21 protein-coding genes are annotated in these 16,815 nt (G+C 73.0%); 11 read left to right on the top strand and 10 right to left on the bottom strand.

The genetic code is table 11. The features are described 5' to 3' along the window. Positions 1 to 287 precede the first annotated feature (287 nt). On the top strand, positions 288 to 1,364 hold the full coding sequence (locus tag ACZ38L_RS20180; RefSeq protein WP_465695141.1) for a lytic polysaccharide monooxygenase auxiliary activity family 9 protein: 1,077 nt from the start codon (positions 288 to 290) through the stop codon (positions 1,362 to 1,364). Between the two features lie 132 nt (positions 1,365 to 1,496). On the opposite strand, the gene ACZ38L_RS20185 is transcribed toward ACZ38L_RS20180, so the two are convergent. Next, entirely contained in the window at positions 1,497 to 2,450 is a 954-nt protein-coding gene (locus ACZ38L_RS20185; protein ID WP_465695145.1) for an SDR family oxidoreductase, read from the bottom strand. Between the two features lie 138 nt (positions 2,451 to 2,588). Here ACZ38L_RS20185 and ACZ38L_RS20190 point away from each other — a divergent pair, with 138 nt between their 5' ends. The 3 genes from ACZ38L_RS20190 (at position 2,589) to ACZ38L_RS20200 (ending at position 3,979) form a co-directional block, all read left to right on the top strand. After that, positions 2,589 to 3,155, top strand: coding sequence for a TetR family transcriptional regulator (locus ACZ38L_RS20190; RefSeq protein ID WP_465695150.1), 567 nt, complete (start codon positions 2,589 to 2,591; stop codon positions 3,153 to 3,155). Positions 3,156 to 3,269: 114 nt separating this feature from the next. Next, a complete protein-coding gene (locus ACZ38L_RS20195) occupies positions 3,270 to 3,773 on the top strand; it encodes an SMI1/KNR4 family protein (protein WP_465695154.1) in 504 nt (167 codons plus the stop codon). Further along, positions 3,758 to 3,979 carry a hypothetical protein gene (locus ACZ38L_RS20200; protein WP_465695155.1) on the top strand — a complete coding sequence of 74 codons (222 nt, stop codon included), beginning with the start codon at positions 3,758 to 3,760 and terminating at the stop codon, positions 3,977 to 3,979. Before ACZ38L_RS20195 ends, ACZ38L_RS20200 begins: the two co-directional genes overlap by 16 nt. Positions 3,980 to 4,400: 421 nt before the next feature. Here the strand turns inward: ACZ38L_RS20200 and ACZ38L_RS20205 are convergent, their stop codons facing one another. Beyond that, positions 4,401 to 5,390, bottom strand: coding sequence for a helix-turn-helix transcriptional regulator (locus ACZ38L_RS20205; protein ID WP_465695156.1), 990 nt, complete (start codon positions 5,388 to 5,390; stop codon positions 4,401 to 4,403). A 115-nt stretch (positions 5,391 to 5,505) separates the two neighbouring features. Between ACZ38L_RS20205 and ACZ38L_RS20210 the strand changes: the two genes are divergently transcribed. Beyond that, a complete protein-coding gene (locus tag ACZ38L_RS20210; RefSeq protein WP_465695160.1) occupies positions 5,506 to 5,913 on the top strand; it encodes a DUF3224 domain-containing protein in 408 nt (135 codons plus the stop codon). A 234-nt stretch (positions 5,914 to 6,147) separates the two neighbouring features. Here the strand turns inward: ACZ38L_RS20210 and ACZ38L_RS20215 are convergent, their stop codons facing one another. Then, complete coding sequence (locus ACZ38L_RS20215) at positions 6,148 to 6,561, bottom strand: organic hydroperoxide resistance protein (RefSeq protein ID WP_396558454.1); 414 nt, start codon at positions 6,559 to 6,561, stop codon at positions 6,148 to 6,150. A gap of 160 nt (positions 6,562 to 6,721) precedes the next feature. On the opposite strand from ACZ38L_RS20215, the gene ACZ38L_RS20220 reads away from it, so the two are divergent. Further along, entirely contained in the window at positions 6,722 to 7,240 is a 519-nt protein-coding gene (locus ACZ38L_RS20220; protein ID WP_465695167.1) for a MarR family winged helix-turn-helix transcriptional regulator, read from the top strand. 59 nt (positions 7,241 to 7,299) lie between these two features. Here the strand turns inward: ACZ38L_RS20220 and ACZ38L_RS20225 are convergent, their stop codons facing one another. The 3 genes from ACZ38L_RS20225 to ACZ38L_RS20235 all read right to left on the bottom strand — a co-directional run bounded on the left by ACZ38L_RS20225 (position 7,300) and on the right by ACZ38L_RS20235 (position 8,852). Beyond that, positions 7,300 to 7,743: an SsgA family sporulation/cell division regulator gene (locus tag ACZ38L_RS20225; protein ID WP_465695170.1), complete on the bottom strand. Its 444-nt coding sequence runs from the start codon at positions 7,741 to 7,743 to the stop codon at positions 7,300 to 7,302. 136 nt (positions 7,744 to 7,879) lie between these two features. Next, positions 7,880 to 8,350: an ATP-binding protein gene (locus ACZ38L_RS20230; protein ID WP_465695173.1), complete on the bottom strand. Its 471-nt coding sequence runs from the start codon at positions 8,348 to 8,350 to the stop codon at positions 7,880 to 7,882. A gap of 115 nt (positions 8,351 to 8,465) precedes the next feature. Further along, positions 8,466 to 8,852, bottom strand: a complete 387-nt coding sequence (locus ACZ38L_RS20235) for an STAS domain-containing protein (RefSeq protein ID WP_465695175.1) — start codon at positions 8,850 to 8,852, stop codon at positions 8,466 to 8,468. A 264-nt stretch (positions 8,853 to 9,116) separates the two neighbouring features. Here ACZ38L_RS20235 and ACZ38L_RS20240 point away from each other — a divergent pair, with 264 nt between their 5' ends. The 3 genes from ACZ38L_RS20240 (at position 9,117) to ACZ38L_RS20250 (ending at position 11,926) form a co-directional block, all read left to right on the top strand. Continuing rightward, positions 9,117 to 10,040 carry a SigB/SigF/SigG family RNA polymerase sigma factor gene (locus ACZ38L_RS20240; protein ID WP_465695177.1) on the top strand — a complete coding sequence of 308 codons (924 nt, stop codon included), beginning with the start codon at positions 9,117 to 9,119 and terminating at the stop codon, positions 10,038 to 10,040. 211 nt (positions 10,041 to 10,251) lie between these two features. Continuing rightward, positions 10,252 to 10,527, top strand: a complete 276-nt coding sequence (locus ACZ38L_RS20245) for an isoamylase early set domain-containing protein (RefSeq protein WP_465695179.1) — start codon at positions 10,252 to 10,254, stop codon at positions 10,525 to 10,527. A 355-nt stretch (positions 10,528 to 10,882) separates the two neighbouring features. Then, complete coding sequence (locus tag ACZ38L_RS20250; RefSeq protein WP_465695182.1) at positions 10,883 to 11,926, top strand: mechanosensitive ion channel family protein; 1,044 nt, start codon at positions 10,883 to 10,885, stop codon at positions 11,924 to 11,926. 72 nt (positions 11,927 to 11,998) lie between these two features. Here ACZ38L_RS20250 and ACZ38L_RS20255 read toward each other — a convergent pair whose 3' ends face one another. Together ACZ38L_RS20255 and ACZ38L_RS20260 are read right to left on the bottom strand one after the other, a co-directional pair. Further along, on the bottom strand, positions 11,999 to 12,436 hold the full coding sequence (locus ACZ38L_RS20255; protein WP_465695185.1) for an SRPBCC family protein: 438 nt from the start codon (positions 12,434 to 12,436) through the stop codon (positions 11,999 to 12,001). 228 nt (positions 12,437 to 12,664) lie between these two features. Further along, positions 12,665 to 13,897, bottom strand: coding sequence for a PP2C family protein-serine/threonine phosphatase (locus ACZ38L_RS20260; RefSeq protein WP_465695189.1), 1,233 nt, complete (start codon positions 13,895 to 13,897; stop codon positions 12,665 to 12,667). A 425-nt stretch (positions 13,898 to 14,322) separates the two neighbouring features. On the opposite strand from ACZ38L_RS20260, the gene ACZ38L_RS20265 reads away from it, so the two are divergent. Together ACZ38L_RS20265 and ACZ38L_RS20270 are read left to right on the top strand one after the other, a co-directional pair. Continuing rightward, on the top strand, positions 14,323 to 15,129 hold the full coding sequence (locus ACZ38L_RS20265) for a VOC family protein (protein ID WP_465695194.1): 807 nt from the start codon (positions 14,323 to 14,325) through the stop codon (positions 15,127 to 15,129). 180 nt (positions 15,130 to 15,309) lie between these two features. Continuing rightward, entirely contained in the window at positions 15,310 to 15,792 is a 483-nt protein-coding gene (locus ACZ38L_RS20270) for a ferritin-like domain-containing protein (protein ID WP_465695209.1), read from the top strand. 123 nt (positions 15,793 to 15,915) lie between these two features. On the opposite strand, the gene ACZ38L_RS20275 is transcribed toward ACZ38L_RS20270, so the two are convergent. Both ACZ38L_RS20275 and ACZ38L_RS20280 read right to left on the bottom strand, forming a co-directional pair. Then, positions 15,916 to 16,152: a DUF6296 family protein gene (locus tag ACZ38L_RS20275; RefSeq protein ID WP_465695198.1), complete on the bottom strand. Its 237-nt coding sequence runs from the start codon at positions 16,150 to 16,152 to the stop codon at positions 15,916 to 15,918. Between the two features lie 263 nt (positions 16,153 to 16,415). After that, positions 16,416 to 16,577, bottom strand: coding sequence for a hydrophobic protein (locus ACZ38L_RS20280; protein ID WP_465695211.1), 162 nt, complete (start codon positions 16,575 to 16,577; stop codon positions 16,416 to 16,418). Between the last annotated feature and the right edge of the window lie 238 nt (positions 16,578 to 16,815).

Genomic DNA, 16,815 nt, shown 5'->3' on the forward strand with positions numbered 1-16,815 from the left:
AGCGTCGGGAGCTTCGACCGTTTGGGCCGTCCGTGGCCAATCGATCTCACGCCATCGCCTGTCCGGGCGAATCCCCGCTCTCCCGGTGTGGCCGCCACCCGGTGTGGCTAGGACCTTGGCCATGAATCCGGCAGCCGCACGCCACCGGTTCCCCGGGCGGGCCGATATCGGGCGGGGTGTCCGGCGTGCCTCCAGCCACGGGGTGCACACGCCGGAGCCGGCGGGGTCGCACACGGCTTCCGGCAACGTGCCAACGGGAACGCCCGCTTGAAGGAGAAGAGGACATCATGAAGAGCAGTGCCACCAGCGCCACCCCGGCCGAGCTGCGCGCCGACATCAAGCACCGCGCCGACGGCGGCTACACCATGTACGGCATCCATCTGCGCTGGCGGATCGGGGACAACCAGCCCGACCACCCGACCTGGCCCCCGCCGGAGGACTGGAACAACGGTGACGCGCCCTACCCCCACCGGTATGAGGTGTGGATCAACGGCGAGGCACGGCAGACCGTCTACCTCTACTGGCCGGCTTGGGACTGGTCACTGGCCAACTCCCACTGGGTGGACCTGGGCGAGGAGCCGGAGGCGGACTACCGCGTCAAGATCCGGGCCAAGGCGGACGGCCAGTACACCCCCTTCACCGACGAGGTGACGGTCCGACGGGAGGACGCCCGGCCGTGGTCGGCCCCGGCACCACGCACCAACGCCCCGGCCGCCACCGGTGTCGCGCCCCGGCACGGCACCGTCGACCACCCGCGCAGCCGGGCCGCTGCCGCGATCCGGGACGAGGACCCCTCCTCGATCTGCGTCGAGGCACGGAGCCTCAACACCAGCACCGACTGGCACGAGGTCCTTCCGGGCGCGGACCGGATGCTCGCCGACTACCCCTGGAACTACGACCTGCGGTACCTGGAGTACCGCAAGTTCTTCGGCGGCAACACCGTCGCCTCCACCGGCAACAAGGCGTTCCAGGGACTCGACCTGGTCCCCGGCGGCAGCCGGGGCGACTGGCCCCTGACCACGCTGGAAGCCGGCGCCGACACGCACACCTTCGGCTACGACTACATGGCCTACCACACGGGCGAGACCTGGTCCCACCGCTGGTTCATCACCCGTCCGGGCTGGGATCCGGTCAACGGCCTCTCCTGGGAGGACGTGGACCCGACACCGTTCCTGGTCGAGGTCCATGGCTCCGGCGAACAGGACTCCACCCACTGGGAGTTCTCGACCCTCCCGTACCGCAGCGGTCGAGCCGCGCTGGTGGAGATCTGGGGAGGACACGGAGGCCCGGACACGCCCGACGGCGGCAACGGCCGCAAGACCGGCGAGTTCTTCCTCTCCGTGTGCGACGTGGACTTCCGATAGGACCGGCCGGGTGGCGCGCACCCGGCCGGAACCTCGCGCGCCGTCCGGGCCCGGCCGGCGACCGCCTGCGGGGGCGCACCGAGCCGGCGCGCCCCCGGGGTCTGGTCGTGGACCCCGGCTGAACACGGTCGCTCAGTCCGCCTGGGCCCCGTGCTGAGCGGCGTCGCGGAAGTAGTGGCCCTGGTCGAGGTCGTCGACGAGCCCCGGCTGGGTGGGCTGCCAGGAGAGGAGCTCGCGGGTGAGCGTGCTCGACGCCGGGCTGTCGGCCGCCAGGAGTCGGGCCAGCCAGGTGAAGTGTTCGTCCGCCCGCTCGGTGGGGACCGCGGCCACGGGGAGGTCGAGGTGGCGGCCGATCACCTCGGCGATGCTGCGGATCGGGACGCCCTGGTCGGCGATGGCGTGCAGCACCGATCCGGCCGGGGCCTGTTCCAGCGCGAGGCGGAACAGGCGAGCGGCGTCGAGCCGGTGGACGGCGGGCCAGCGGCTGGACCCGTCGCCGAGGTAGCCGGAGAGGCCCTTGGCACGGGCGATGCCGACCAGGTAGGCCACGAAGCCGCGGTCGCCGTCGCCGTGCACGGTCGGAGGGAGCCGCAGGACGGACGAGCGGACGCCGCGGGAGGCGAGGGCGAGAGTCAGCTGCGCGTTCGAGAGGCGCGCGTTGGCGCCGTCGATCAGCGGGACCGCGTGCGAGTCGAGACCTCGGCCGTCCTGCTCGGTGGCCACCCGCCCCGGCGAGACTCCGAGCGTCCCGGAGGCGATGACGAAGGGCCGGTCGGAACCGGCGAGCGCTTCGCCGACGGTCTCGATGGTGCGGCGGTCCGCGTCAGCGGCGCCCTGGAAGTCCCCGGTGAAAGCGATGGCGTGCTTGAACGCGAGGTGGATCACGCCGTCGGACGCGGCCGCCGTGCTGCCCAGGGTGTCGAGGTCGTCGAGGGTGCCGCGGGTCACCTCGGCCCCGGCCGCGGTGAGGGCGGCGGCCGAGGTCTCGGAGCGGGCGAGCCCGACGACGGTGTGCCCTGCGGCGATGAGCTCGGGAACGACGGCGGAGCCGATCCAGCCGGACGCTCCGGTGACGAAGACGCGCATGAGAAGGACCTCCAACTCAGTCGACCGCCCTCCTCGCCGGGACGCGTGGAACCCGTCGGAAGGCGGGGCGGTCGATGTCAGTAACTGACATCACAGTACCTCTGATGTCAGTCAATGTCATCCACTTAGAATTCGGTCATGGGTCGATGGGAGCCGAACGCAAGCGGCCGCCTCGCGCGGGCGGCACTGGAGCTGTACCTGGAGCGCGGCTTCGAGCAGGTCACCGTGGCGGAGATCGCCAAGCGGGCGGGCCTGACGGAGCGGACGTTCTTCCGGCACTACGCGGACAAGCGCGAGGTCCTCTTCGCCGGTTCGGGCCAGCTGCAGGAGCTCCTGGTGGGCGCCGCCGACGCTGCGCCCGGCTCCGCCGCGCCCATCGACGTCGTGGCCGCGGCCCTCCTCGCGGTATCCGCCGAGTTCCAGGAGCGCCACGAGTTCGCCCGGCAGCGTCAGGCCGTCATCGCCGCCAACGCGGAGCTGCAGGAGCGCGAGCTGAGCAAGCTCGCGGCCCTGTCCGCGGCGCTCACCCAGGCGCTGCGCCGGCGCGGTGTCGCGGAGCCCGGCGCGAGTCTGGCGGCCGAGACCGGGGTCGCCGTCTTCAAGATCGCGTTCGAGCGCTGGATCAACACCGACAACGAACAGGAGCTCTCGCACTACATCCGGGAATCGCTCGGCGAGCTCAGGGTCGTGGCGGCGGGGGCGTAGCCCGGGGAACCCCCGGTCCGTCCCCGAGGGCGGTTCGATCCGGCAGCGGTCCGTGAACCGGGCCGCTCCGTCCGGCCGTGTCCTTCATCAACGGTGACGAAGGCGTCCAAGCCGATGGACAACGGAGCGAACACGAGGCAGTCCGTACCGGTGACCCTGCCCGAATGGCAGGAGTTCCTGCGCGGCTACAGCGACGACTACCCACGGGTGGCCGACGAAGAGGAGTTGGCCGATTTCGACGACGTCCGGCTGGAGAACCGATGGCTCGGCTACGAGCCGGCCGCGGAGGAGGCGGTCCGCGCGGCCGAGGAGCGCATCGGCGTCCGACTGCCGCCGAGTTACCGCAACTTCACGCTCGCCAGCAACGGTTGGCGCAACATCGACCCCTTGCTCTACGAGCTGCTGAAGGTGGACGAGGTCGGCTGGCTCCCGGAAGTGAAGCCCGAGCTCTACGACTTCTGGTCGGCCGACGAGGACCTCGCGCGGCACCTCGGGTCCTGTCTCCTCGTGCCGGGGCCCGCCGACGGCGACTACTGGCTGCTCGACGCGAGCGTCGTCGGACCGGACGGCGAATGGACCGCGTGCTTGTGGATGGGCCAGCAGTGGGGAGGAGCCTGAGCCGCACCCCGGCTTCGGCGCCGTCACCAGGAGCGCGTGCCCGCTCCGAGCTCGACGTCCTCATGTCGCGCGCGGCACGCTACGTACCGCCGATACTGCCCGAAGCGCCCGCGTTCCAGCAGGCCCTGGACCGCGCACGCGCCCTCATCGCCACGGGCGACACCGAGGGGGCCTGGGAGGTCATCGAGCAGGCGCTGCCCTTGTGAGAGTCGGACTCGCCGTACCGGACCGCTCCGGTCATCCTGCGCGTCGACCTGGTCTTCCGGACGATCGTCACCTCGGACCGCTCCCGCACCATCGTGACGACCCCGCGCGGCGGCGCCGCCGGCTACTGACCACGGGCCGGCCGCGGCACGGGCGTGTCGGGCGTCGGCCCCGCGCCGGATGCTGCCCCGATGCCCTGGTTCGGTGCGGGGCGTGAGGTGACGGACGGCCTCCTGGAGCACGGGTCTCCAGCGGGCCGTTCCGGCGGGTGGCGGGAGGTCAGGCCGCTGCCGTCGTCGGCAGCGGTCAGGCCTCGTCCTCCTCGCCGTCGGGGTCGTAGCAGACCGCGAGGTCGTCGTGATCCCGTCCGTCATCGTCTCGTACGGTGCGTCCGGGCCGCCCCGCCGCCGACCGGGCCGGGCGTCATGCCGGCGAGGCGCCGTAGCGGGCGGCCAGGGTGGTCACGGTGTGGGCGAGGGCCGCGCGGAGTTCGGGCGGGGCCAGGACCTCGGCCTCGGCGCCGAGCCGGAGCAGGTCGCCGACCGCGACGGCGGTGGACTCGACCGGGAGGTCCACCTCGACCCAGCCCTCCTCGTCCGGCGGTCCGGCGGTGGCGAGGGCCCGGCCGCCGGCCGCACCGAACTGAGTGGGCAACAGCCGCCGGCCCTGCGGGGAGAGCCGCAGCCGCGCGGTCTGCTGGTGCAGCGCGGCCGTCAGACGGTCGGCGGAGTCCGCCCAGTGGGCGGCCAGGTCGAAGCCGGGTGGGCGGTCGAAGCACTCCTCGGTGACGTCCACGGCCAGGAAGCGCGACACCCGGTAGCTGTGGATGCTCTCCTCCGGATCCGGCCGGGCGGTCTGCGCTACCAGGTACCAGATGCCGCTCTTGAGCACCAGGCCGAGCGGCCGAAGCTCGCGGTGCACCTCGCCGCGCCAGCGGCGGTAGTGCGTCCGCAGCACGCGCTGGTCCCAGACCGCCCGGGCGAGCCGGGTGAGGTGGGGGACCGGGTCGGCCTCCCGGAACCAGGCGGAGGCGTCGAGGTGGAACCGGTCCTGGATCCGTTGGGCCCGCTCGGCCAACTCGCCCGGCAGCGCGGCCCGCAGCTTGAGCTGTGCGGTGGCCAGCACCGCGCCGAAGCCCAGGTCACGAGCCGGTCCGGGGGCGCCGGCGAGGAAGAGCGAGCCGGCCTCGGCGTCGGTCAGCCCGGTGAGCCGGGTGCGGTAGCCGTCCAGTAGGCGGTAGCCGCCGGCGGGCCCGCGGTCCGCGATCACCGGGACACCCGCCGCGCCGAGTGCCTCGACGTCGCGGTAGACCGTGCGGACCGAGACCTCCAGCTCCGCCGCGAGTTCGGGGGCGGTCAGCCGGCCGCGGTTCTGGAGCAGCAGGAGCAGGGCGAGGAGCCGGTCGGCGCGCACCGGGCCATTGTGACCGGTCGTCGGGGCATACCTGACAGCAGGTGTCAGGTATGCCGGTGAAGCTGGTCCCGGGCCGTCCGGAGCAGCCGGGCGGCCGATCGAGAGGACCAGTCACATGCCCATCCGGACCACCGGCAGCTTCCGCTCCGCCGACTGGCAGGAGCACGCCGTCGGCGGTGCCGAGGCGAGCCCGCGGCTCGCCCGTGCCTCCGTCACCAACCACTTCTCCGGCGGCATCGAGGCCGGGGCCACCAGCTGCGAGTACACCATCGCCTACGTCACGGAGAAGACCGGGACCTTCACCGGACTGGAGCTGCTGGCCGGCCGCCTCGACGGCCGGGAGGGCGGCTTCGTCGCGGAACAGCGCGGCACCTTCGAGGCCGACGGCAGCGTGCACTGCACGTTCGAGGTGGTCCCCGGGTCGGGGACGGCCGCGTTGACCGGGTTGCGCGGGACGGGCGGCTTCGTCTCCCGGCCCGGCGACACCGTGGTGCCCTACACCTTCGAGTACGAGCTGGACTGAACCGTCGGTGGGCGGTGTCGGCTTCGGGCTCTCACCGCGACCGGGGAGGCACGACGGAGACCGTGCATGGGGCTGGACCCGGATCGAGGCCGCGCTCGGGCCGGGCCCGAGCCGCCGCCCGGTGGCTCCCCCGGCCGCTACCGGGTCCGGGCGGCCGAGCTGGTGCGGAAGGACCGCGGGCCGTGGCGCCGGGGACGGGGGTCCCGGCGCCACGGCCCGCGGCCGGCCCCGAGGCTACTCGACGACGAGGGTGACCTCGATGTTGCCGCGGGTGGCCTTCGAGTACGGGCAGTACGCGTGCGCCTGCTCGACCAGGGCGCGGCCCTGCTCGCCCTGCAGGTCGTCGGGGAGCTCGACCCGCAGGGTCACCGCGAGGCCGAAGCCGCCGTCGGTGTCCTTGCCGATGCTGACCTCGGCGGTGACCGAGGCGTCCTTGGTGTCGATCTTCGCCGCCCGGCCCACCGCGCCGAGCGCGCTGGCGAAGCAGGCCGCGTAGCCGGCGGCGAAGAGCTGCTCGGGGTTGGTGCCGTTGCCGTTGCCGCCCAGTGCCTCGGGGAACGCGAGCTGGAGGTCGAGCCGGCCGTCGGAGCTGACCGTGCGGCCCTCCCGGCCGTTGGCGGTAGCGGCAGCGGTGTACAGCGCATCCATCGGAATCGTCCTTCGTCCGTCGTCGTCAGGTCCTCGGGCGGATGCGAGGGGAGCACTCGCCCGGGCGGCCGGGGGTCCGTCCCGGCCACACCAGAATCATTGCACGCAATCAAGTTGCGCGCAATCTAATGGCTAGCAATCAAGTTGTATTCTGGAGCGCATGGTCCCAGCGAACCCCCGATACCAGCTGCCGTCCACGGAACCGCCTTGGCCCGACGACGGCGATCTGCTCCAGCTCGACATCCAGGTCTGCTTCGCGGTGCACGCCGCCGCCCGGGCCTTCGACCGCGTCTACCGGCGCCTGCTGGGTGAGCTGGGCCTGACCTATCCGCAGTACCTGGTGATGCTGGTGCTCTGGGAACGCGGCGACCTGCCCGTCAAGCGGCTGGGCGAGCTGCTGCGGCTCGACTCCGGCACGCTCTCCCCGCTGCTCAAGCGGCTGGACGCGGCCGGCCTGGTGCGGCGCGAGCGCAGCGCGCAGGACGAACGCCTGGTGATCGTCGGGCTGAGCGCGGAGGGCGAGGCGCTGCGCGGGGCGGCCGAGCGGATCCCGCGGCAGATCGCCGCCTCGACCGGCCTCACCGCCGCGCAGGCCGTCGACCTGCGCACCCGGCTGGAGCAGCTGACCGGCACGCTGGACGCGTTCGTCGCGGACGGCGGTGAGGACCGTGAGGTCTGAGCGACCCGGCGGTCAGCCCCCGATCAGCCGGCTGCCACCGATCTCATGACCGAGTACACCTAGAACAGCCGGCCCGCGAACTCCTCGGCGGTGTCCGGCCAGTCGATCCGGTCGCTCTCGGTGCCGGGCGGGACCAGGCGGTAGGTGGCGGCGAGGAACCCGCGCAGATCGCTACCGCGCAGGTGGAACACCGCGACCCCGTCCGGCGCGTGGAAGTCGAGCCGGACGGTCTCGTCGCGCATCGGCCGCACCCGTAGGTCGCCCACGCCGGCGGGCTGCCGGCTACCCGTGTCGAGCAGGGCGCGGCCGACCGTCCACCGCAGCCCGTCGTCCACCGCACCGCCGTCCTCGACCACCAGGCCGGCTCCCAGCCGGGCCGGACCGGCGAAGTGCAGGGAGACGGCGAAGGGGTCGTCGGTGCGGTAGCGCAGGACGAGGCGCAGCGTGCGTGGCAGTGGCCCGGCGAGCCGTCCCGAGGTGCGGTGCTCGACGGTGTCGGTCATGGCGTGCCCCTCTCCGAAGTGCCGGTTCGTCAACGTCGGTGCGCCTGCCCGCGCGACGGCGGTTCATGCCGGGACGGTCCGTCCCGGCGTGGCTTCCCCCGGCGTGTCCCACCACCGGGTGGGCGGCGGGCGGCGGTCAGGCGGGTGGGAGGTCGATCTCGGCCCAGACCGTCTTCCCGCGGCCGTCGGGGCGGGGCGTGCTGCCCCAGCGGCTGGCCAGCAGGGCGACGGTGTGCAGGCCGTGCCCGCCGGGCCGGCCGGGGACGTGCGGCACGTGTCGGGTGGGTGTGCCGGGGGCGCGGTCCAGGACCTCGATGCGCAGCAGGCGGTCGGTGGCGTGGAGGACGAGCTGGTCCGGGCCCTCGGCGTGCTGGCAGGCGTTGGTGACCAGCTCGGAGACGACGAGCAGGACGTCGTCGGCGCGGGCCGCCTGGTCCGGGTCGGGAGTGGGGAGCCAGCCCCAGTCGTGCAGGGCCTGGCGGGTGTGGTCGCGGCAACGGCCGACGATGCCGGTGGTGCCGGTGAGGGCCAGCCGGCGCAGTTGTCCGTGGGCGGGCAGGCCGGGCAGCGCGGGCCGGTCGGTGGTCCGGGGGTCACTCGCGCTCATCTGTCCTCACTCCGGCGGTCGTCTTGGGGAACGGGTGGACCGTCCCAGGTCTCGTCTGCCCCTCGAACCCGGCCGGACACCTCCCACCGCGGGGGGACGAGCGCGCCGAAACGGGTCACCGCGCGACTGCCTCGCCGACGTCGGACCGGATGTCGAAGACCGTGTCCGTCCCGGTGATCTCGAACATCCTGGCGACAGTGGGTCGAAGGCCGGCGAGGACCAGGACGAGTTCGGCCGCCTCTGCCTTGAGACGGGTGGTGAGCAGCAGGTTGAGGCCGGTCGAGTCGCAGAACAGCAGTTCGCGGCAGTCCACCACGACCCGGTCGCCCTCGGCGGCGAGGGCCTGGTCGAGGCTCACCCGGAGCAGGTTGACGGTGTCGTGGTCCAGCTCGCCGGCGGGGGAGACGACGGCCACCTTGTTCCGGGTGTGCAGCCGCACGCTCAGCCGGTCCGTTCCGGTGGGCGGAGTCGCCCCGGGGCCTTCGGGGGCGCTGCTGTGCATGGGACTCCTCTGTGCCGTGGTGTGGTGCTGCGGTCGGGCCACCGCCTTTCGGCGTCCGGTGCCCGGGAACGACCTTACGGGTCGACGGTGGCCGGCCGGTAGGGATCGCGGCGGTGGTCGGGCCGGAGTGCGGCGACCAGATGCGAAGGAATGATGGAGGTCTTGTAGGTCTGTCTACATGAGAGGAGTGTGGCGAGGGATTACCGGGCACGCGCAGTCCCACTGCCGCATCCGCCCGAGCGGCCCGTCCCCGAAGGAGAGAGCATGCCGGCCACAGCAGCGTCTGTCGCGTCATCCACCGCGCGTCTCGACCACGCCTCCGAGGCCGTTCCCGGGGCGGTGCGCACGATCACCGGAACGGACGACCTCGTCGAAGTCGCGGCCGGGCTGGGCATCTCGGTGGACGACCTGACGAAGGTCTGCCTCGAGGACGCCCGTGGACTGTCCAAGGTGCTCTTCGCCCGGCTGCACACGGCGGAGGAGGGCACCGCCGAGCACTCCTACGTCCGTGGCACTCTGGTCGAGTTGAACATGGCCCTGGTCAAGTACGCGGCCGGCCGGTTCCGGCACCGCAGTGAGCCGGTCGAGGACGTCATCCAGGTCGGCACGATCGGCCTGATCAAGGCGATCGACCGGTACGACCCGTGCTACGAGGTGGAGTTCTCGACCTTCGCGCTGCCCACCATCACCGGCGAGATCAAGCGCTTCTTCCGCGACACCGGCTGGATGGTGCACGTCCCGCGCCGGCTCCAGGAGCTGCGGCTGACCCTGGCCAAGGCCTCCGACGCACTGGAACAGGATCTGGACCGGGCGCCGACCACGGCCGAGCTCGCGGTCCACCTCGACATCCCCGAGCAGGAGGTGACCGAGGGGCTGGTCGCCTCCCGCGCCCAGACCGCCCGCTCGCTGGACGCCCCGGTCGTGGGCGCCGCCGAGCAGGGCCAGACCCTGGCCGACCGGCTCACCGTCGAGGAGCCGGCCTTCGAGACCGTGCTCAACCTGGAGGCGCTCAAGCCGCTGGTCGCCGCCCTCCCGGAGCGGGACCGGGCCGTCCTGTCGCTGCGCTTCGGCGCCGAGTTCACCCAGGCCCGGATCGGCCATGAGCTGGGCATCTCGCAGATGCACGTCTCACGTCTGCTGAGCAGGATCCTGGACGGTCTGCGGACCGCGCTCCTCGCCGAGGAGTGAGGACCGGCGTCCCCGTGGCGCGGACCGGCCGGCGGGGTCCACCAGGCCGTGCGACGAGCTCCCCGGCGGGTGAGCCGGCGGACCCGCGGCGGCCCGCCGCTACTCCGCCCGAGTGACGACCGACGCCGGTGGCCCATCGCGGCGCGCCGTCGGGCCGGCTGGGGGTGAGGATCGGCCCAACTGCCGCCCGACCCCCAAGGAGTCGATTTCCATGCTCGAGCGTATTCGGACCAAGAACCGGACCGAGGTCACCTTCGTCCTGCCCGTCGGCCATCCGGCCGGTGAAGCCAGTGTGGTCGGTGACTTCAACGACTGGCGGCCCGGTGCCCACCCGTTCGCCGCCCGCCCCGACGGCACCCGGGCGGCCAGCATCGTGCTGCCGGCGGACGAGCGGGTCGCCTTCCGCTACCTCGCGCACGGCGACTACTGGTTCGACGACGAGGCGGCCGACGGCCACGACGGTCGCAACAACGTCCTGCACACCTGACACCGGTGAGCGGTCCCGGGTGAAAGCGCCCGGTCGGAGTCCTTCGGCGGTCGCGGCCCACGCGGGGCCGCGACCGCGCCGGTCCCCGGGTGGGGCGGCCCCCGGCGCCATCACGACCTGCTCCCATCGACTCGCTCCGCGTGACACCGCCCGCGGTTCCGCTCCGACGCCGTTGCCCGGCCAGGATCCCGGGCGGGTAGCCCGGCCACCCCGGGGTAGGCGAGGGCGAGCCCGCTGACGGGGCTGCGGCCCCTGTCCGTCGCGGGCGGTGCGCCGACGGGAGCGGTCCCGAGCGACCTGCCCGTCCGGCACTCGTGGAGGGAGATCCGTCGTGGGCCTGTGGGCCGTCCTACGCATGCTCGTCATCGCTGCCGGCTCGATCGTCGCGGCGTTCGCCCTCAACCGGGGAGCCGAGTTCGCCGCACGCCGGCTGGCGCCCCGGCAACCCGCCCGTACGCCGCTTCCACTGCTGCGTGCCTGCCGCCGTCCGGTCCAACTGGCCATCGCCTCCGGCCTGCTGCTCGGCGGCGAGAGCTGGGCGAGGTTCGGCCCGGCGACCCAGCGGGCGGTTCGGCACTTCCTGGTGCTCCTCGCCCTGGCGAGCTGCGCGTGGTTGGCGGCCCGGCTGGTCGCGTTGCTGATCGACACGAGCGTGCGGTTCTCGGTGCGGCGCCAGGACCCGAGCCGGGTCCGGCGGGTCCGCACCCAGGCCGGGCTGCTGCGCCGGATCTGCCAGGCGGCCATCGCGCTCGTCACCCTGGGGGCGATGCTGATGACCTTCCCCGCCGTCCGGACCCTGGGCACCAGCCTGCTGGCCTCCGCCGGGCTGGTCGGCGTGGTGGCGGGCGTGGCCGCCCAGAGCACCCTGGGCAACCTGTTCGCCGGCGTCCAGATGGCTTTCGCCGACATGGTCCGGATCGGGGACGTCGTCGTGGTCAGCGGCGAGTGGGGCACCGTCGAGGAACTCACCCTCACCTACGTGGTCATCGCCACCTGGGACCAGCGGCGGATCGTCATGCCGGTCTCCTACTTCGCCGGGCGGCCGTTCGAGAACTGGTCGCGCAACGACAGCCGGATAACCGGCACCGCGCTGCTGCACCTGGACCACAGCGCACCGATGCCCGACCTGCGCGCCCACTTCGAAACCCTGCTGGCCAAGACCGAACTGTGGGACGGTCAGGGCAGCGCCTTCCAGATCGTGGACACCACGCCCTCCACCATCGTGGTTCGCGCGCTGATGACCGCCCGGGACGGCGGCGACGCCTTCAACCTCCGCTGCTACATCAGGGAGGAGCTGATCGCCTACCTGCGGGAGCGCCATCCGTACGCGCTGCCGCGGATCGGGCTGGCCCCCGCACCGGACGGCGGCCGACCGACGGACCTCCCCGGCCGCCCCTGAACCGCGGTGGTCGGCCACGGGGTCGTCCACCGGCGGGGCCGCCTCGGCTGCCCGGGACGAGGGCCCGGGCGATCAGGCCGGCCCCGCCCCGGTGGTCCGGGACTCGATGAAGTCCTTGAAACACTTCAGGTCGTCGATGACCTGCCGCTGGACGAAGCCCAGCGCGTCACCCACGGTCTCGACCAACCCCTGTGGGGCGTAGTCCAGTTGAAGCATCACCCGGCTCCGGTTCGCGTCGATCCGGTGGAAGGTGACCACCCCGGAGTGGTGCGGCTCGCCGGCCACCGCGGTCCAGGCGATCCGCTCGTCGGGGAGCTGCTCGGTGATCCGCGCGTCGAACTCCCGTACCGCACCGGCGACCTTGACCACCCAGTGGGTCAACTCCGGTGCCGGACGGTCGATCCGCTCCACGCCGGCCATGAAGTGCGGGAACTCCTCGAACCGGGTCCACTGCTGGTAGGCCTCCGTGACCGGCACCGCGACCTCGATCGACTCCTCCACCTGTGCCATGGGTCCTCCTGGCAAACGGCTCCGCCGCCTCCCGGCGGATGCGATGTCGGGCGTCTGCCCCCTCCGGTGGTCGGCCATGCCGCGCGACCCGCGCCGAGCCGGGCAGCCCGCACCCGGTGGCGTTCCCTGACGCCGGGAGCGGAAGGACGGCATGACCGACCGTGGGATCCGGGACCGTGCGACGGCGGTCCGGCGGGTGTGACCGGACGCCGGTCCTCGGCCGACGTCTCAGCCGGGCGCGGAGCCGGTGGACGGTGGCTCGGGCGGGTGGGGGTGCCACTCGGCGAGCAGGATGGTGGCGTCGTCGTTCAGGCGGCCGTGTTGGTGGTCCAGGATGGCGTGGACGAGCCGGCGCAGTGCCTCGGGGGCGGGTTCGCCGGCGGCGGTGGCTCGGACGATGGTGTCGATCAACCGCGGTTCGCCGAAGTATTCACCAGTGGCCGAGTGGGCCTCGGTGACGCCGTCGGTGTGGATGAGGATCCGGTCACCGGGTTCGAGCTGGGCGTGGTGGACGGTGCTGGGCGTGCTGTCGTAGCCCGGTCCTAGGCCCAACGGGAGCTGGGACCGGCGGGTGAGGGCACCCGGGACCACCCGTTGGTGGCGGATGAGCAGGGGCGGCGGATGGCCGTGGTTGACCCAGGTCAGTTCGCCGCCGGTGATGTCGAGATCGGCGAAGACACCGGTGAGCGGCCGGTCGGGGACCCAGCGGGTGAGCGCCTCGTCGACCGCGGTGGTGATGTCGACGAGCCCGCCGCCGCCCCGGCGGGTGGACCGGCAGCCGGCCAGCGCCACGGCGGAGGAGAGCCCGGACAGCAGGTCGTGGCCCATCGCGTCGACGACGGTCAGGTGCAGCCGGCCGTCGGTCAGCGAGTGGTCGAAGGCGTCGCCGCCGATCTCGTAGGCCGGTTCCAGTACGGCACTGGAGCTGACCTGCCGGGTGCCCAGGGTGCTCGGCGGCATGAACGCCCAGGCCAGCTCCGCCTGGAGGCTCATCGGGCGGCTGCGGACGGTCTGCAGGATCGCGTCGCTGAAGTCGGTCTTGGAGACCACGGTCAGCGCGACCAACGAGGCCAGCGCCTGGCACTGCTCGACGGTGGCGGCGTCCACCGCGGGTGCCGCGATCCGCAGCACCCCGATCCGTTCGATGCCGTCGACCAGCGGCAGCCACAGCACCAGCTCCGGGCTCGAACTCAACCGCATCGACATCGTCCGGTAGGCCCAGCCGGCCAGGGTGCCGTCGATCGGCAGGGCGGCGGCCCGCTCCGGGGGAGTGGGTGGGGCGGGGCCGTCGGGCAGCTGGACCAGCCGCAGCTGCTGGACGTCGGCGAGGAAGACCGACGCGTCGCTGAGGCCCATCGCCCGGGCTCCCCGCCGGATCAGCGAGGCCAGCTCACCCGGGGCCGTCTCGTGGGCCTGCTCCAGCAGCATCGCGAGGAGCTTCCCGAAGCCCCGTTCCTCCATCGCCATCACCCGCCTGCCGGCCCCGCCGGGCCGGTACCGGGGTTGCCAACGGTACGCCGGGAAGCGGTGGGTCGGGCGCGCCGTGGGCCGCCACCCGGGTGAATTCGGGCGCCACGGGCTCACCGCCGCCCGGCCGCCGCCCGGCCGAGTACCCGCCGGAGCGCGGGGCCGGCCTGGACGCCCCGGCGCGGGGTCTCGGCCCGACCAGTTCGGTCAGCGGCGAGCGGTGCGGGGGCGTGCCCGCTGGTCCTGCGGCGGCCGACCTTCGCGGCCGGCCACCCGGACGTGATCCGGTGCCACTGGCCGGGCCGGCCCGGACGCCAATCGGCCGCGCCGGGTGCGGCTCGGCCGTGCGTCGGTTTGCATGGATCTCGGGATCCGCGGGCAGCTGCCCGGTGGCCCGGTGGTGCGACCCGGAGGCAGCGATGGCAGGAACCGACCCGCTGGTGCGAAACGTGCCGGCGGCTCCCTCGTGGGTGAGCCTGAGCGGGCACGACATCGCGGCGCTGCAGGCGTTCTACGGGCCGCTGCTCGGCTGGCGCTTCCGGCCCGGTCCGGGCGGCGTGGGCCCGCACGCGCTGGCCACCGTGGGGGGCCGGCTGGTCGCCGGGATCGTGCAGATCGCGGGCCGCTTCGAGCTGCCGGTCGCCTGGACGACCTACTTCGGTACCGAGGACGCGGACCGGACCGCCGCGCTGGTCCGGGACAGCGGCGGCACCATCGCCGTCGGCCCGCTCGACCTTCCGGGCGCCGGCCGGGTCGCCCTGGTGGCCGACCCGGAGGGGGCGGTCTTCGGGCTGTGGCAGGGCCGGGCCGGCCGCCCGCGCCCGCTCCGCCGGCCGGGCGCGCCGGTCTGGGCCGAGCTGCGTGCCCGGGACGCCTTCCAGGCCGCGGTCTTCTACGGCCAGGTCTTCGAGTGGGACCGCCGCGATCAGACCGGGTACGAGGTCCGCTACGAGAACGACCGGGTGGTGCTCCGGATCGACGGCCGGAGCACCGCCGCGATCTGCGGAGGTGCCACCGGCGCGGCCGACGAGCCGCTCAACTGGCCGCACTGGCACATCTACTTCGCGGTCACCGACGCGGACGAGACCACCCGGCGGGCCGTCGAGCTGGGCGGCGAGGTCGCGGTCGCGCCCGAGGACTCCCCGTACGGCCGCATCGCGAGCCTGCACGATCCGGAGGGCGGTCTGTTCTCGGTGATCGCGATGGCCCCGGAGTACGCCGACTGAGCGCGGTGCCGCCGGGCGGCCGGTACTGCGAACCGGTGGCCGGAGCGGGCCACGGGTGTCGGATCGCCCCTCCGGTGGAAGGCGTGCGGGGCAATCGGCCCGTTCGAGTGAGGAGTGCATGTGGCAGGCGACGATTTCGTGCTGGACGTCAGCAGGATCCGGGATGAGGCCCGGCAGAAGATGGCGCAGGGCCCGGTCACCGAGACCTACGGCTTGGACCAGGAGAAGGTGATCTCGGTGCTGAACGACGTGGTCGCCACGGAGGTGGTGTGTTGGCTGCGCTACACCCGGCACGCGATCTCCGCGACCGGGATCGACCGCGCGCAGGTTGCCGCGGAGTTCACCGAGCACGCCGCGCAGGAGATGGCGCACGCGATGCGGGCCGCCGAACGGGTCTCCCAGCTGGGCGGCCAGCCCGACTTCGATCCGACCAGCCTGGCCCGGCGGGCGCACACCGAGTACACCACGCCGGCGGACCACGACCTGAAGGCGATGCTGGAGCAGAACCTGCTCGCCGAGCGGATCGTCATCTCGTCGTACCAAGAGATCGCCCGGTGGTTGGGGAACCACGATCCGACCACCCGGCGGCTGATCGAGTCGATCCTGGAGGAGGAAGAGGAGCACGCGGACGACCTCGTCGACCTGCTGGGGGCGGCGGTCTAACACGCGGTCGGGCGGGTGGACGCTCCCATGCCGCCCGCCCGACCGCTCCGGGGGCGCCCCGCGGCTGCCCCGGTCGTCGGGGGTGCCGCCCACCCGGACCTGTGAGGTCGGACGGTGCGGGCGCTACGGGAGTGGTTCGGCGTGCAGGCACTGGGTGCGGTTGGTGCCCGGTTGATCGGCCAGGGGCTCCGCGATCCAGCCGTCCCTGATGTGGACCAGGAACGTACCGGAGTCGTCCGCGTACACGGGCTGGCCGTCGAATCCGGTGCGGGTGGTCAGGTGCACGATCACCACACGTGGCGGAGCGTGCGTCCCCGGTGTCCCCGGGAAGGTGATCGCGTACCGACGGATCGCGGGCATCACGTCCTCCAGGCGCTGAAGCGTGGCCCCCTGAGGGTATCGACGGTACTCTTCGGCGAAAGCCATGAACATGCCGCGTTGAGCCGGCGCCCTCACCTGGCTGTCGCACCAGGGTGAGGACGCCGGCGACCGCGTCCAGTGGCTCACCGCTCCGTTGCTCCGGCCGGCCGCTGTGCGGTCCGCCGGCCCGCATTCCGTGACGGGAGCCGGATTGACGTGACGTCATGCACCGGCCATGACGGGGTTCACCGGCCCGCCGGCGCTCACCAGCGGTACCACCGCCCTCGGCGACCGCCGTTGCCGGCACCGGTGAAGACGAAGCCGAGCAGCCAGGGGGCCAGAACGACGAGCGCGACCCACCACAGAATGTGGATGGCGAAGCCGAGCCCGCCGAGCAGGACCGCTAGGAGCAGAACAAGGATCAGGATGCCATCCCTGATCTTGCAGGGTATCCCCGGCTTTAGCCGGGGACAGGGATGCATCCTAGTACTACAGGGCTAGATCTGCATCATCTGGAGGCGCATGCGCCGACGGAAGTGATGTCGCCTGGCCTCAATTTGGTGGCGGTGGCGGAGCGTTGACCAGTGCAGTGCGTGGCGTATCTCGTGGAGAGGGCGGCCGATGAGGTTGAACAGGCGGCGGGCCTCCGCCAGGCTCACCGGC

Source organism: Kitasatospora sp. NPDC024654 (assembly GCF_055559155.1).